General features: G+C 55.6%; 14 protein-coding genes. 1 reads left to right on the top strand and 13 read right to left on the bottom strand.

The window, feature by feature from the left end; genetic code table 11:
• Nucleotides 1-12: 12 nt before the first annotated feature.
• From ABY734_RS03115 to ABY734_RS03105, 3 genes are all read right to left on the bottom strand, one after another.
• A complete protein-coding gene (locus tag ABY734_RS03115) occupies nt 13-2391 on the bottom strand; it encodes an RND family transporter (RefSeq protein WP_372777515.1) in 2379 nt (792 codons plus the stop codon).
• A 136-nt stretch (nt 2392-2527) separates the two neighbouring features.
• Nucleotides 2528-3562, bottom strand: coding sequence for a phosphotransferase family protein (locus ABY734_RS03110; RefSeq protein WP_372777514.1), 1035 nt, complete (start codon nt 3560-3562; stop codon nt 2528-2530).
• A complete protein-coding gene (locus ABY734_RS03105) occupies nt 3559-4896 on the bottom strand; it encodes an acyl-CoA dehydrogenase family protein (RefSeq protein ID WP_372777513.1) in 1338 nt (445 codons plus the stop codon). Before ABY734_RS03105 ends, ABY734_RS03110 begins: the two co-directional genes overlap by 4 nt.
• A 211-nt stretch (nt 4897-5107) precedes the next feature.
• On the opposite strand from ABY734_RS03105, the gene ABY734_RS03100 reads away from it, so the two are divergent.
• A complete protein-coding gene (locus tag ABY734_RS03100) occupies nt 5108-6268 on the top strand; it encodes a fatty acid desaturase (protein WP_372777512.1) in 1161 nt (386 codons plus the stop codon).
• Between the two features lie 275 nt (nt 6269-6543).
• Here the strand turns inward: ABY734_RS03100 and ABY734_RS03095 are convergent, their stop codons facing one another.
• The 10 genes from ABY734_RS03095 to ABY734_RS03050 all read right to left on the bottom strand — a co-directional run bounded on the left by ABY734_RS03095 (nt 6544) and on the right by ABY734_RS03050 (nt 15147).
• Nucleotides 6544-8247, bottom strand: coding sequence for a Na(+)/H(+) antiporter subunit D (locus ABY734_RS03095; RefSeq protein ID WP_372777511.1), 1704 nt, complete (start codon nt 8245-8247; stop codon nt 6544-6546).
• A complete protein-coding gene (locus ABY734_RS03090; RefSeq protein WP_372777510.1) occupies nt 8240-8500 on the bottom strand; it encodes a hypothetical protein in 261 nt (86 codons plus the stop codon). The genes ABY734_RS03095 and ABY734_RS03090 overlap by 8 nt, the downstream gene beginning before the upstream one ends.
• Entirely contained in the window at nt 8500-9942 is a 1443-nt protein-coding gene (locus tag ABY734_RS03085) for a proton-conducting transporter membrane subunit (protein WP_372777509.1), read from the bottom strand. Before ABY734_RS03085 ends, ABY734_RS03090 begins: the two co-directional genes overlap by 1 nt.
• The gene (locus tag ABY734_RS03080; protein ID WP_372777508.1) at nt 9939-11411 is read right to left on the bottom strand and encodes a monovalent cation/H+ antiporter subunit D family protein; all 1473 of its coding nucleotides are present in this window, start codon (nt 11409-11411) and stop codon (nt 9939-9941) included. The genes ABY734_RS03085 and ABY734_RS03080 overlap by 4 nt, the downstream gene beginning before the upstream one ends.
• Nucleotides 11405-11752 (bottom strand): cation:proton antiporter subunit C, encoded by a 348-nt coding sequence (locus tag ABY734_RS03075; RefSeq protein ID WP_372777507.1) that lies wholly within the window; start codon nt 11750-11752, stop codon nt 11405-11407. Before ABY734_RS03075 ends, ABY734_RS03080 begins: the two co-directional genes overlap by 7 nt.
• Entirely contained in the window at nt 11752-12684 is a 933-nt protein-coding gene (locus ABY734_RS03070) for a Na(+)/H(+) antiporter subunit B (RefSeq protein ID WP_372777837.1), read from the bottom strand. The genes ABY734_RS03075 and ABY734_RS03070 overlap by 1 nt, the downstream gene beginning before the upstream one ends.
• A gap of 72 nt (nt 12685-12756) precedes the next feature.
• Nucleotides 12757-13080: a monovalent cation/H(+) antiporter subunit G gene (gene mnhG / locus ABY734_RS03065; protein WP_372777506.1), complete on the bottom strand. Its 324-nt coding sequence runs from the start codon at nt 13078-13080 to the stop codon at nt 12757-12759.
• Entirely contained in the window at nt 13073-13357 is a 285-nt protein-coding gene (locus ABY734_RS03060) for a monovalent cation/H+ antiporter complex subunit F (protein ID WP_372777505.1), read from the bottom strand. The genes mnhG and ABY734_RS03060 overlap by 8 nt, the downstream gene beginning before the upstream one ends.
• Before the next feature lie 8 nt (nt 13358-13365).
• Nucleotides 13366-13839 carry a Na+/H+ antiporter subunit E gene (locus tag ABY734_RS03055; protein WP_372777504.1) on the bottom strand — a complete coding sequence of 158 codons (474 nt, stop codon included), beginning with the start codon at nt 13837-13839 and terminating at the stop codon, nt 13366-13368.
• A 240-nt stretch (nt 13840-14079) separates the two neighbouring features.
• On the bottom strand, nt 14080-15147 hold the full coding sequence (locus tag ABY734_RS03050; RefSeq protein WP_372777503.1) for an amidohydrolase family protein: 1068 nt from the start codon (nt 15145-15147) through the stop codon (nt 14080-14082).
• Nucleotides 15148-15168: the final 21 nt, after the last annotated feature.

Genomic DNA, 15168 nt, shown 5'->3' with positions numbered 1-15168 from the left:
AGCGTAAAGTTCTCATCGCTCCGGCCCAAACGGTTTGGTCATAAGAATCAAGGCTGGCATAAACAGCAAATCCGCCACCAGCGCCACCACGATTGCTGCCGACAACAGGATGCCAAAGCTGGATAAGATCGCCATGCTCGACAATAGGTAACAGGAAAAGGCTCCGACCAGAATAATGGTGGTAATCAACAGCGCCGGCCCAACGTCTTTCAGCGCCAACACAACCGCCTGCTCATAATTGCCGGTTTTTATAAACTGGCGCCTTAAATTGATCATCAGGTGCAGGGTGTCATCCACGGCTATACCGATGGCGATGGTTGCCAATAGCAGCTTCACATAATCCAGATGCATATCCAGCCAGCCCATCGCGCCCAGCACCACCAGCACCGGCGCGATATTGGGAATCATGGCCAATAAACCCACTTTGATCGAGCCAAAGGCAACACAGAGAATCACCGCGATGCTGAAAAAGATCAGACTGTAGCCGACAATCTGGGTACGGCTGATATAGTCCGCCATCTTGACCCACATCAAACCCACGCCGGTTTTCTTTATCTCTGCATTCGGTACCGGATTCTGTTCCAGAAAATCGTCGATATCCGCCAGCAGTTTTTTAAGATTATTCGAGTCGGTCATCTGTACGCGCAGCTCGACGACGGCTTTGGCATAGTCGTGTGAGACAAAATCATACACTTCCTTGCCGCCGGACAGCTCATACACAAAGAAATACTGACTGATCAGTTGCGCATCATCGGCTAGGCGATACCAGGCCGGATCATCACCGTGAAAACTGCGATTGATATCCTTCTGCAGATCTGCGACGGAAAAGGAGTTCTGCACGAAGGGCTGCGCTTCGCTAAAGCTTTGCAGCTCGTCCAGCGCCTGCAGAAATTCGGGATTCTTGATGCCATCGGACTGTTTGGTATCAAAAATATAGACCACGCTCAGCGTACCACCCATCACCTGCTCCACAAGTTCAGTATGCTTGCGCCACTCCACATGGGGTTTGAACTCTTTCAGGAAGTTGAAGTCGACTTTGAGGAACATCAAGCCCACCAGACTGACCAGAAGAATCACCCCACCCCCGGCAACCAGGTGCCGCGGGTAGCGCACACAGACCCGCGCACACCAGTCGACAGCTTTCAGCACAAAGGGTTGAACGTAGGCCTTGCCGGTTTTCTTTGGCGGTTTACCACTACCAAGGAAGACCACCAGCAAAGTGGTCGACAAAATAAAGGTACACATCACCCCGATGGACGCATAAAAGGCCATTTCGCTTAGGGCCTTCATCTCGGATACCGACATCACCAGAAAACCCAGCGCCGTGGTAATTGCAGCCATCAAACAGGCACCGCCCACCTTACCGATGGCGCCCTGCACAGCGGTAGGCCGGTCATCGCCCGCTGCGAGACGGCGCTGGTATTCCAGAATAATGTGGACCGACTGAGCAACACCAACCCCCGAGATCAGGGTAGGCACAATGCCGAAGAACATCCCCAGCACCCAACCGAACAGACCCATAAAGCCTGCTACCAGCACTACACTGAGGATGACGACCGCCAGCGGCCCAATCATGCCCACCAGACTGGCGCGAAACAAAAATAAGGAGAACAGTGCCAACAGCAGGAAGGTCAGCGGAATACCAATGGCCGAGTCTTCCATAAACACGATGTTGTAGGCGGCGTTCATCGGCACATCGCCAGTGATAAAGAATTCGATATCGCTATAGGCCGGATCGCTCAGGATCTCGCGAATGGCAATATCACTGACCTGAGGGTAGAGATTATCCAGCGCGGCACCCTTTTCCGGATCAAGCATAATCTCGGACATGGGATCGACGCTGCTCTTCTCCATCTCGATCACTATCGCCCCGTATTGGGCGGTTTTATCCACGAGATAATCAACATACAGCGGCCGGCTCATCACCAGATCGCGCAACTCCAGCAAAGCTTCCTGACTTTCTGGAATCTTGCGCATCAGCTTGCCGACGTGAATGGTATCGTCGTCGGCCCGTATAAATTCAGTGTTACTCAGACTGGTGACTTCGCGAACGAAGGGTACGCCGGTTTCAAGGCGCTCAGTGATTTCGTGAATCTTCTTCACGGCTTCCAGATCAAAGGGTCCGTACGGTGAATCCGGCACCCGGTAAAGAATGTAGCCCACCTCGTCGGAGAGAAACTCGTCGAGGTAGTCCATGTAGGCGATATAGCTTTCGTCACTGCGGTCAAAGTAGGCGTCGAGGCTGTTGTCGCTGACGACCTTGGTGGCGAAGTACATGCCGCCGCCCAGTAATACCAGGCAAAACAAGGCAACGAGCCAGCGGAAACGGATGGACCAGGCGGCGAGGTATTCGAAGGCATGGTCTATGTGGTCGACGAGTTTCTTTTGCATGGATTTGCTCTTTTTGTGTTTTTATTTTTTAGGTGGAGGGGCAATTCCCTCACCCCAACCCTCTCCCAAAGGGAGAGGGGGCGCACAGAACTAGCTTGGTGGGTACCCTCTCCCTTTGGGAGAGAGGTGAGGGGGTTTACGCGCCCAAACTCCGCCGCGCTTCCTCCAGATAAGCCTCAACCATCTGCCCCACCTGCTCCACTGGCGCGGTTTTCATGCCGCCCCCCGCGCCTTTTTTAAGCCGGGCATAAACGCCCTCCACTATACAAGCCATTTTCCACCAGCCAAACGCCCTGTAGTAATTCAGGTCATCCAGCCGATAGCCGGACTTGTGTTCGTATAACTGCGCTACAAAGGCGCGATCGGGAAATACGGAATTGAGCGTCGGCGGGTTCTGCAAGAAGGTGAGCCTTTCACCCGGCTCAGCCCAGTACTGCAATGACCAACAGAAATCGACCAGCGGGTCACCCAAAGTACACAGCTCCCAGTCGAGAACCGCAATCACCTCACCGCTTCTTTTATCGAGCACACAATTGTCAAAGCGATAATCGCCGTGAGCGAGCCCAGGGCAGCGCTCTGATTTGGGAGCCCCCTCTACCAGAGCGGCATGGAGTTGATCCAGAAGAGGCAATTCCCGGGTTCTAACCGCCTCGGCTTGGCGGTGCCAGCGCTTGAGTTGGCGCTGAAGATAATCATCCCGCTTTCCGAGTTCGCCCAGGCCGGCCTTGTCGATATCCAGCGTGTGAAAGGCCACCTGCACATCAACGAGTGACTCGGTTGCACGGCGCGCTTGAGTTTCAGTTAAGCCCTGCGTCGTTGTCTGGTCGCGCAGTATCAGGCCATCCACAAACTCCATCACATAGAAGCTCGCACCAGTAACCGAGGCTTCCTCGCAATAGGCCAGTGTCTCTGGCACGGGAATATCCGTGTGGCGGTTCAGGGCATCCATAATGCGCCATTCACGACTCATATCATGGGCTGTTGCCACCACGCCTTTGACTGGCGGCCGCCGTAGGACAAAGATCCCGCCCTTCGCATCTGTCACCCGATAGGTCAGATTGGAACCGCCTGCGGCGATCAACTCGAAGTTATAGGGAGCTTGGCTGCCTGCCAGGTTCGCAGCCAGCCAGGCGGTGACTGAATCCAGCTCTATGCCTTTTAACTCACTCATTGCGCAGCTGCCTTGGCCTGTTCTATCCAATGTCCAAATTTCTTCTGCGCCTGGGCCCGTTTAGTCGGAATGTGCTCCGACGGCCAGCCGGAGACAGGCTCTGTATATTCGAGTATTAGCCGGGCGAGACTTTGCTTGTGCACTTCGTCGGCGCCGTCAGCCACGCGCAAGGCTCTCGCGCTGCGGTACATGCCCTCCAAGGGCATATCACAGCTATAGCCAAGGGCACCGTGGAGTTGAATCGCCCGATCGATGACTCCCAGCAAAATACGGGGCGTAGCGAATTTGACGGCCGCAATCTCGGCCCGGGATTCCTTGCTGAAGGCGCCTTGGGTATCCATGGTCCAGGCGGCTTTCATCACCAGCAGACGCACCATTTCAATCTCAACGTAGCTCTCGGCAATCATGTCCTGCACCATCTGCTGGCGCGCCAGCGGCTTGCCCTTGGTGTGACGGGATACGGCGCGCTCCTTCATCATCTCAAAGGCGCGCTGGCACTGACCGATCATGCGCATGGCGTGGTGAATACGCCCGCCCCCCAGACGCTTCTGGGCCAGAATAAAGCCCTCGCCCGGCTCGCCGATCATATGATCCAGCGGCACCCGGCAGTTGTTAAAGCACACATGGGTGTGACCGCCAATGCGATCAAGCAGAACATCGCCCGTCGCAGCGTGGGGCTTATGCATGGTGGGCACATCGCGCAGCAGCTCCAGCCCCTGCGTGCCTTTCTCAACAATGACCATGGAGGCCCGTTTGTGGGGCCCTGCGTCGGGAGCGCTGACACACATCACGACCAGGAAATCCGCCACAGAGGCATTGGAGGCAAACCATTTTTCGCCGTTCAGTACCCAGTGCTCACCGTCGCGCTCGCAGCGAGTGGCGATGCCCGTGGGATCAGAGCCGGAGGTATCCGGTTCGGTAAGACAAAAAGCCGAGCGAACCTCCGCCCGCAGCAAGGGGTAAAGCCAACGTTGCTTTTGTTCTTCCGTGGCACCGACTGCGATCAGCTCCGCATTGCCCGAATCCGGGCCCTGACAACCAAAGATCTCCGGAGCTAATTCCGAGCGCCCCAGAATCTCGTGCATGAGAGCCAGCCTCTGTTGCCCACTGCCGGTCCGGTCAAACCCCGGCCCACCGTATTCCTCGCTTAAATGAGCAGCCCACAAGCCGCGATCTTTCACTGTTTGCTTCAAGGGCGCCCACAGGGCATCGAGCTCACGCTGATTCAGGCCATCCAGCAGGAGTTCCAGCGGAATCAGTGTGTTGTCGACGAAATCGCGCATCCAGTCCAGTTGCGGCTGGAATTGCGGGTCTGTAGAAAAATCCCAGGCCATCGCTGAATGTCCTCTGCAATCGAAACTCAAGTGTGCCGTAATTGCTGCGGGCAATACCTACAAAATGTTAATGATTTCCGGCGTCTGGCCGGCCGTGATTGACTAAAATGACACTGCGATTGGGCACTTTCCCCTATATCGCCCCCTGACTCCTTTGGGTATCATAAAGCCTTCGCTGAGTAGACACATTGCAAGTGAGACTATAAATCCGATGTCTGAGCAAAAACCCCCGATTCTCTGGCCGCAAACGTTGATGTTCGCAATCACCTTTGCTGTCGCCGCTATTGGTGTTCCCTGGTATGGCTTTACCGTAGGCTTCCACTGGAGCCAATGGCTCGCTTTTGTCGTCATTCTTGGCGCCAATGGCATCTCCATTACCGCCGGCTACCATCGCCTGTGGGCACACAATGCCTATAAGGCTCACTGGTCCTTGCGACTGTTCTACGCACTGTTTGGCGCCGCTGCTCTTCAGAACAGCATTCTGATCTGGGCCTCCGGTCACCGTCGTCACCACCGCCATGTGGATGATGTAGAGCAGGATCCCTACTCCGCCAGAAAAGGCTTGTGGTTCTCTCACATGGGCTGGATGATCCGCGACTACGAAGCAGGTCGCGACGATTTCTCCAACTCGCCGGATCTGATGCGCGACAAAATCGTGATGTGGCAGCACAATCACTACCTGAAAATCGCCCTGTTTATGAACGTCGTTCCCGCCGCCTTGGCCGGCTGGCTCTGCGGCGATGTGTGGGCGGGCATTTTGCTGGCCGGATTCCTGCGCCTGGTCGTCAGCCACCACACCACCTTCTTCATCAACTCGCTGGCCCATTTCTGGGGTCGTCAGCCCTATACCGACGAGAACTCTGCCCGCGATAACGACATTCTGGCGCTCTTTACCTACGGTGAGGGCTACCACAACTACCACCATATATTTCAGAATGACTACCGCAACGGCATCCGCTGGTGGCACTTTGATCCGACCAAGTGGCTGATCAAGACCTGCTCCTGGTTGGGCCTGACCTGGGATCTGAAAAAGGTACCGGATTTTAAAATTCAGCGCGCTATTGTGGCCATGCAGTTCCGCCACGCCGAGGAAAAACTGAAACAGGCTAAAGCCGTCGACGTCAGTGCAGTCACCGCCTTCCTCGAGCAGGAATACCAGCAGTTTTCAGCCTGCCTGCAGGAATTCAAGGAGTTGAGTCAGAAGACCTACTCCGACAAGGTTCAGCAGCTTGCCGAAAGCAAGGAGCGGCTGCAGCGTAAATGGGAAGAAGTTTCCCTCAAGAGCCGCTGCAAGGAACTGGAATACAACCTGAAAATGCAGGCTCGCCGCCTGCGGGTGCTGACCATGGAACTTCAGGCCTCTGCAGCCTGAGCCCATTGGGTTCGTTGAAAGCCTCCCTTGCGGAGGCTTTTTTTTGCTTCTTTGTCCCGTCCTGAAATAGGTTTAGGTGGACGTGTCGTGCCGCCAAGCCAGGCTGTGGGAGACGCTTGACGGGAGATGCAAAAGCGAGCGCAGGCTGTGTCGCGCTAGGCTGCGAGAGGCACGAGAGCAGCGAAGCCGCAAACCCTAGCATCTCCCGTTCAGCGTGGCAGGTAGGGAAATTGCACTGATCGGCTTAGCAAATTCTCGCTTTGAGGCCTCAGCGTCTAGGCAGACCAGAAGAAACTGAACACGACGTAGAAAGCCAACAACAGTGAAACCCCAATAACCATGGCACCGGTAGACAGACTAGAAGAGAAAACACCGCCTGGGCCGAGACCGTGATTGGCTTTCGCCACCAGACCGTCCAGCCCCCGCATGGCTAAACCACGCACAGCGCGATCGGCAGCCCACACCCCATTCAGCAAAGCGGTTGTTACTCTCGGCAAGAGCCTGCGATAAACCCAGTCAAAATCAAGGTTGGTGGATTTTATTTCTTCCGGATACCAGCCCTTGCGCATAAGCACCGTGAACGCGAGCGCCGCAAACAGCAGCAGCTGCAGCTGCGTAATCACGTGGGCTGCGGTGTAGGAATGGTAGTCCACCGGGAACGGTAGAATCGCGTAAAGCGGATCGGGATAAACGCCAATACCAATGCACAAAAAGGCCGTGATACCCATGGCCAAGAGCATGTTCCAGGGCGCTTCCTTCACCCGATGACCGGCATCGTGGAAGAAGAAGGTAAAGAACGGCACCTTGATACCGGAATGATCCAGCACACCTGCCGAGGCGAACAGCAGCACCGTCCAGATGACCCAGTGCCCTTCATAGGCCACCGCCGTCAAAATCATCGACTTGGTAACAAAGCCCGAAAACAGCGGGAAGGCAGAAATCGACATTGCGCCGATAATACAAAACGCCGTGGTCCAGGGCATGGATTTATACAAGCCGCCCAACTCACTGGCTTTCACCGTGCCGACCCGATACAGCACCGCACCCATCGACATAAACAACAGGGCCTTGTAGAGGATGTGGGCAAAGGCGTGAGCCGCCGCCCCGTTAATGGCGAGCTCTGTGCCAATGCCAACACCCACCACCATAAAGCCCAACTGGTTGTTGAGGCTGTAAGACAGCACCCGGCGCAGGTCGTTTTCAATAACGGCAAAGAATATCGGGAAGGCGGTCATGATCGCGCCGATGGTGATCAGCAGATCCTCGCCGGCATAGCCGCGCGCCAGTGAATAGACCGCAAGCTTGGTGGTAAAGGCTGACAATACCACTGTGCCGGTGGGCGTAGCGTGAGGATAGGCATCCTGCAGCCAGTTGTGCAGAAAGGGAAACGCACATTTGATGCCGAAAGCCACAAAGATCAGCCAACCGGCGAGCCCTTCAAGCCCAATATGGTCAAAGGCAATACTGCCAGTCTGCTGATGCATCACCAGCGCACCGCACATCAGCAACAGACCGGAAATCACCTGAATAATCAGGTAGCGAAAACCCACTTTGGTCGCCGTCGGGTTGCGCGAGGCCCAGATCAGCAAGACGGATGAAAGTGCCGTGAGCTCCCAGTAGAGGAACAGTGTCAGCAGATCACCGGCCAGCACCGCACCGATGGCAGCACCGGCATAGATGAGCGCCGCCACCTGCTGTACCCGATCCTGCACATGCCAGGCATAGAGACCGGCGAGAATCGCGGCGATATGGAAGATCACCGCCCAGACAAAACTGAGACCGTCTATACGCCGGGTGACCAGCTCCATTCCGAAGACGGTGATATGCTCTGCCGAGCCCTCGGGCAAGGCGACCAATAACGCCAGCGTCGCAAACGGGACAAGCACGGCCCAGACACCCAGCACACGCTTGGGCAGCAACAGCGCCACCAGACCTGCCAGCATCATTAACAGCGCGGGGTTGAGCAGCACTTCACTCATTGTAGTAATCCTCGTCGCGCTTGATCAGTCGACGCAATCCCTTGGCTGAAAACACGATGACGCAGTAAGCGGCAAAACCGAAGATCGCGTAGAAAGCGAAACTGCCATCAAAACCAAAATAGGGATGCTTGTGGTAGAAAAACTCAGCCAGTACCAGCGCCGCACAGGCGACCCATAACGTTCTGACAATTTTGGTGACGTTTTCCGGGCGGTCCAACCAGCGTTGCCGCTCATCGCGTTGTTCGGATGCCATCAGGTGAGCCTCGCGGAGCGAATAAAGTCATAGAGATCGCCGCCGTACACAAACAGCGCGATACACATCAGGGCGGTGATGACCATAGCCAACACCGAGCTACTGCGCGCCTCCTGCATAGTCGCACCCTCGGGTGCCGGTTTCAGGAAAGCGCGAGCCGGTATTTCCAGCAGGTAAACGATATTGAGTAGCGAGCTTATCGACAGCACAGCCAGCACAACGATGTAGCCGCTATCCAGCGCCCCCATCATCAAAAACCACTTGCTCCAGACACCGCCCAGCGGCGGCAGGCCGATGATGGACAAGGCCCCGAGCGTAAAGGCTATAAAAGTCACCGGCATCACCCGACCCATGCCATCAAACTCACTGATCTGGCTTTTATGATGGGCGACATAAATCGCGCCGGCACAGAAGAACAGTGTGATCTTGCCAAAGGCGTGCATAACGATATGAAGCAGACTGCCGGCGATGGCCGCCTGACTGGCCAGAAAGGCACCCAAGGTGATGTAACCCAATTGGGAGACCGTAGAATAGGCCAACCGGGATTTGAAGTTGTCCTGGCGCATGGCCACCAGCGAGGCGAGCAGAATCGAGGCACTGGCCAGATAGACCAGAAAGGGCGTGATCGGGAGCTTGGCAACGGTATCGATGCCGAAGATATACACTACGACCGTTACCACCGAGAACACACCCGCCTTGACCACGGCCACCGCGTGCAGCAGGGCCGACACCGGTGTCGGAGCCACCATTGCTGCCGGCAACCAACGATGGAATGGCATCAGGGCCGCTTTGCCGATACCAAACGCGAACAGCACGAGCAAGATCGAAAGGACCAGCGGCGAAACCTCATCTCCGAAGACCCCACCCGGCTGGAACTCGAGGGTTCCGGCAAAAAACCAGGTACCGATCATCGCCGGAATGAAAAAGACAATGGACGTACCGAGCAACAAACTCAGATAGGTGCGCCCGCCCTTCAATGCCTTTTCGGTGCCGGCATGAGTCACCAATGGATAGGTGCTGAAGGTGACGATTTCGTAGAACACAAACAGGGTAAACAGATTGCCCGCGTAGGCCAGCCCCATCACCGCTGCAATCGCCACCGCGAAAAAGACATAGAAGCGAGTCTGGTTTTCTTCCCCGTGGCCGCGCATATAACCGATGGCATAGAGCGTGGTAATCGGCCATAAGGCGCTGGCTACCAAGCCAAACAAAAGCCCCAGCGGTTGCAGCTCCAGACTGATGGCAAGCCTCGGCAGAATTTCCACCAAGACCACACCGCCCTCCCCAAGGCGATAGAGGGAGAGATTCACAATAAATAAGGCGACACCGGTCAACAGCGAAATCGCTTCGCGCAGATTGGGGCGGTGTCGCGCCAGCAAAATGCCGGGAACCGCCAGCAGCGGCAGCGCCAGCGCTATCAGCAGGAGGTTCGACTGCATCATGGTCTGCCCCCCATCAGAAAATTAACCGCCTGCTCTGAGCCGCCAACGGTGAGACTCGTATCAATACCGAAATACAGGTTCGCCAGTGCCATGGCCCAAAGCGGAATCAGCAGCATCAAGGGGGCCTCGCCAACCGCCGCTGCCTCGCGCTGCTGGAAATAGGCAACCTCCACAATCCGCCACACATAGAACAACGCGATAAACGAGCCGATCAGGACCAGCGCCACCAACGGCCACATGCCCGCCTCCATCGCCGCCAGCACAAGAAACCACTTGCTCACAAAACCCGCCGTCAAGGGCACACCGATCAAACTCAGAGCGCCGATCAGCAAGGCCCCCATCGTCCAGGGCATGGCGCGCCCGAGACCACGAAAATCCTCCAGCCGACTGCCGCCGACCCGACATATTACAGCCGCCACAGCGATGAACAGTGCGGCTTTGATCAGCGCATGGTTAAACAAGTGCAGCAACGCCGCCTGCAAGCCCAAAGCACTGCTGAGACCCACACCGATTACCAGATAGCCTATCTGCCCAACACTGGAGAGAGCGAAGATGCGTTTCACATTATCCTGCCGAATGGCTGCGAGCGACGCCAGCAGCACCGCTGCCGAGCCCAGCACCAGGAACAGCGTCCCGACCGGAAACAGGGCATTGACCGCCTCGAGACCAAGAACGTCAAAGTACATCCGGATGAACAGATAGAGCGCCACCTTGGTCGCCGAGGCCGCGAGAAAGGCAGTGGCCATCGACGGGGCGTGAGTGTATGCGTCAGGGAGCCAGCCGTGCAGCGGAAACAGCGCCAGCTTCATCGCAATCCCGATCACGATAAACCCGAAGGCCGCGGCCACAAGACGTTTTTCCTCCAACCCTGGCAACTGCTGAGCCAGATCGGCCATATTCAGCGTGCCGGTCAGACTGTATAGAAAGCCGATGCCGATCAGGAAAAAGGTTGCCCCTATCGTACCGACAATAAGGTATTGATAGGCTGCAAACAGTGCACGTCGATCCCGCCCGAGTGCCACCAGCGCATAGGTCGCCAGTGACGAAATTTCCAGAAATACAAAGACGTTAAAGACATCCCCGGTTGCGACAATGCCGAGCAGCCCGGCGAGGCAGAGCAGCAGCAGAACATAAAAAGGCGAATGCCGGGGCTCGGGTAACTCGGCAGCAAGACTGCTGTTGGCGGCAATAACCACGGCGACGGCGACCAGATTGATCAGCAACAGCACAAAGGACGACAGGGCATCGATCCGATACTCGATGCCCCAGGGAGCGTCCCAACCACCCAATGCATAACTGATCGGTCCGCTGGCTTGAACCTGCAAAAACAAAACAATGCTGATACCCAGCGACAGCAGGCAGGCCAGGCAGGCGAAGAGCCAGGCCGCGCGGGCCCGCTCCAGAATGAGACAGGCCGGAGCCGCGAGCAGCGGGACGACAACCTGGAGAACGGCAAGATGGTTCAGCACGGCTTATCCTGTTCCAGTATCACATCTTCCTCGACGCTTCCGTAGGCACGCTTGATACGCAACACCAGAGCTAGCGCCAGTGACATGGTGGCGATACCCACCACAATGGCAGTGAGGATCAAAACCTGCGGTAAGGGGTTTGAATACAGCTCCGCCCCTTCCACAACAATCGGCGCAGTGCCGCCACTGACCTTGGCCGTGCTGATATAAAAAATAAACACAGAGGTCTGGAATATATTCAGGCCAATCAATTTTTTTACCAGATTCGCCTGTGCCATGACGATATAAAGCCCAATCACCATTAACAGCACCACGATCAGGTAGTTATAGTAGTCTGCCATTACTCCTCCAGCTCATCGCGGCTGCGCGTCGCGCGGGTAAAGGCAAAGAAGATCAGTACCATGGCCGAGGCCACGGTAATGCCCACACCCAACTCAATAAGAATAATGCCGATGTGCTGCCCGGTGACCGAATCGCTCGCCAAAACCGAGTAGTTAAGGTATTCGCCGCCGGCTAACAAGCTGGCCAGACCGACGCTGCCGTAGATCAATACACCCAGAGCGACCAGCCAGCGCAGTACGCCGAGCGGTACGACCCGCTGGGCATTACTCAGACCGAACAGCATGGCATAGAGAATAATGCCGACCGCAAAAATAACCCCGGCTTGAAAGCCCCCACCCGGCCCGTATTCACCGTGAAACTGCACATAGAGACCAAACAACAGAATCATGGGGATCAGCATTTTGCCGACAATACGCAGCACCTTGTGCTCCGCCATCAGCGCCTGTGAGGACTGCTGCGGCGTTTTCGGTCGACCGCCCAGCAAAACCACTACCACGCCGACCGCAGCAGTGAAGATCACCACAACTTCGCCCAACGTATCAAAGCCCCGATAGCTGGCCAGCACACTGGTCACCATATTCGGAATGCCGATTTCATCGGGGGATTCATGAATATAACGTTGAGCGACATGGGCGTGTGAAGGAGCGTCGACCGCACCGAAGGGCGGCATCTGCACAACCGCAGCAAACAATGCGCCAGCCAGAGCCAGCATGAGAACAAGAGGAAGGATACGAATGCGGCGCGCGCCTGCTTCGTAACGCCCGACACTGGTCAAAACCGTCAGCATCAGCAAGGGAAAAATACCGGCACCCACGGCCGCTTCTGTGAAGGCGACATCGGCGGCATCCATCAGTACAAAAAAGCTGGCCGACAACAAACCGTAAATGCCCGACAGCATCACCGTGGCAAACAGATCACGCTCGCGCACCATGGCCAGCGCCACGACAACAAGCAGGGTTAAAACCGAAATATCTAGCAGGGTACTGATGGCAAACACTCCTGACTAATGACGCTCGTTATTCGTATTATCGCCCAGGGGCCGCAGGCCACCGTGGAGCCCTGATTTTGCCAGAGCGTGGCTTGCCGTGGGGCCGGTAATCATTACAAAAAGCAGTATCAATAGGAGCTTGAATAGCGGCAGACCCCAACCCGAATGCAACATCAGCCCCACTACAATCAGAGTGGCCGCCATAGTTTCGGTCACCCCCGCCGCATGCATGCGGGTAAAAAAATCCGGGAAGCGCAACACACCCAGACCGCCGGAGAAAATCAGAAAGGCGCCGAGCAGCAGGCACAGTGAACTCAGCACGGTCACCAACTCAGCCATCTTCACCCACCTTTTCGTTTACTTTGCTCGAGCCGTACTCGAAAAAGCGCAATACCGCGATCACGCTGATAAAGTTAATCAGGGCATAAATCAGGGCGATATCGAGGAAGTCTGGTCGTCCGAAGATATAACTCACCACCGCAATCAACAGAACGGTTTTGGTGCCAAAGAGGTTGACCGCCAGAATGCGATCGTAAATGGTCGGGCCCAGCAAGGCGCGGGCGATGGCCATAGCCATTACGACAATCAGAGCAATTGCGACTACCGTCAGTATCATCCGGGACCCTACCGCTCCAAATTACTTACACGCCGATCCATCTCACCGGCACGTAAATCTTCCAAGCCTTCACGACTCAATGCGTGTACATAGACCCGATCGTCTTCCAGATCCATTGCTACCGTGCCCGGAGTGAGGGTAATCGAGTTAGCGTAGATCACCCGTCCGATATCAGTGGTCTGACTCAGCGGCAGCCAGGCTGCACAGGGTGAGATGCTGTTTCGACCTGACCAGACGCGCTTGACCACATCAATATTGCTGATAATCAATTGCCCCACCAGCCATACGTAGTAGCTCGGCAACTTGAGAGTGAACAGGTGGAGAGGATGCGACTCATGGTCAACTACATCCATACGGTGCGTAAGGTAGACCACAAAGATCGCGGAAAACAAGCCAAAACTCAGCAACAGCGGTTTGTAATAGCCCGAGTTGATCAGCCAGAAGAAGACGAGCAACAGAAAAACGCTAACGGTATGTTTCATATTGGTATTACCGCTCCGGAAAAACCGGTAGCTACTTTAGCGATTTCTGAGCAGGCTGTGTACCGCCAGACAAAGGATATCGCCCGTTGTGACTACCTCAAGAAGGGCCTCATTCTCCGGAGCGGGGACATTCCTGTCAACCAGATCCACAGCCGCCGAGTGTAATATCGCAAAAGCTGTGACTGTTAAATAAGAAGCAAGAAGAAGCATCGGCATTACTCAAAAGCTTACCTACTGGATCTATTCGCGAGGTTCTGCCTGTGCCAGAGCTGGATCATCACTGACGGCGACACTGCCGGCGCCCCGCGGAGGCAACAGCTCCAGAGCATTGCGCCTTTCCACTCGATCTGCAGCTTCTTTTGACAGTTTGCCAAGCAGACCGGCATAGCCGTCCAGATTGTCGTCCAGCCCCGTAAATTTACCCACCTTGTCACTACCGATCAGAAAACGATCGGCAAATTTCTCAATTAAAGCCAGCCATTGAGGATCAACCTCGTCTTTATCTTTAAAAAGATAATGTTCGCGAACACTCCAGGAAAGATCGACTGACAGATTGGGGTAACGACGAAGCAAGTCGTTGAGAATATCCGGCAGATTGGCAATCGGCTTTTGCAATGCTTCGATAGACTCACTGGTGCCGGCATGGGCCAACACAAAGTGGGTATCCGGATTGGCTGTCAGGGCATTTTCAAGCTCGGGTTGAAAGATGGGCTCGTCCTCTCGCAACGAGGACAGGTTGCTGTGTAGCAGCACCGGCATTTTGTGCCTGGCCGCGACTTTATAAACCTTCATCAGCGCTGGGTGGTCGGCGCGCGGTGTTTCACCGGCGGTCAAAGCCGTTAGGGCATCATGCCGGGTAAGAACCTCACCTATTCCCTGCCAAAACCCGGGATAACGCTGTATCAGCATTTCCACCTGAGCGGCGGCATTCATATCGGTTGGGTTAAAACCACTGATAAAGGGAGCAAATCGCCTGCGCTGCTCAGCCGGCAAGCTGAGCAGATCACGAGCCAGGATATCGTCGGTGCCGCTGAAGTAATACAACGGAGCTTCATCGCCCAGATAATAACGCGGGCGTTTTGGCGCACTGGCATCCCATTTTTTGATCACCGGCAAGCCAAAAATCCAGGCTTTTTCGACACCGGCCTTATCCATGGCCTCCAGTAACTCGCGGGTGCCGTTGGTTTCCTGCATGAAATTTACATAGTGCAGATGGGCATCTACTCTGCTTTGGCGTGATTCAGCGTCGACGGCAAATGCCAGCGTTGCCACCAACAACAGCAAAAGGGAGAGATTCTTCAAGCGCATGGTTTTCCTCCATTGCGCTCA

Origin of the sequence: Litorivivens sp. (genome assembly GCF_041624475.1) — a bacterium.
Classification (GTDB): domain Bacteria; phylum Pseudomonadota; class Gammaproteobacteria; order Pseudomonadales; family Spongiibacteraceae; genus Litorivivens.
This window is presented reverse-complemented; position numbering and strand designations above follow the sequence as displayed.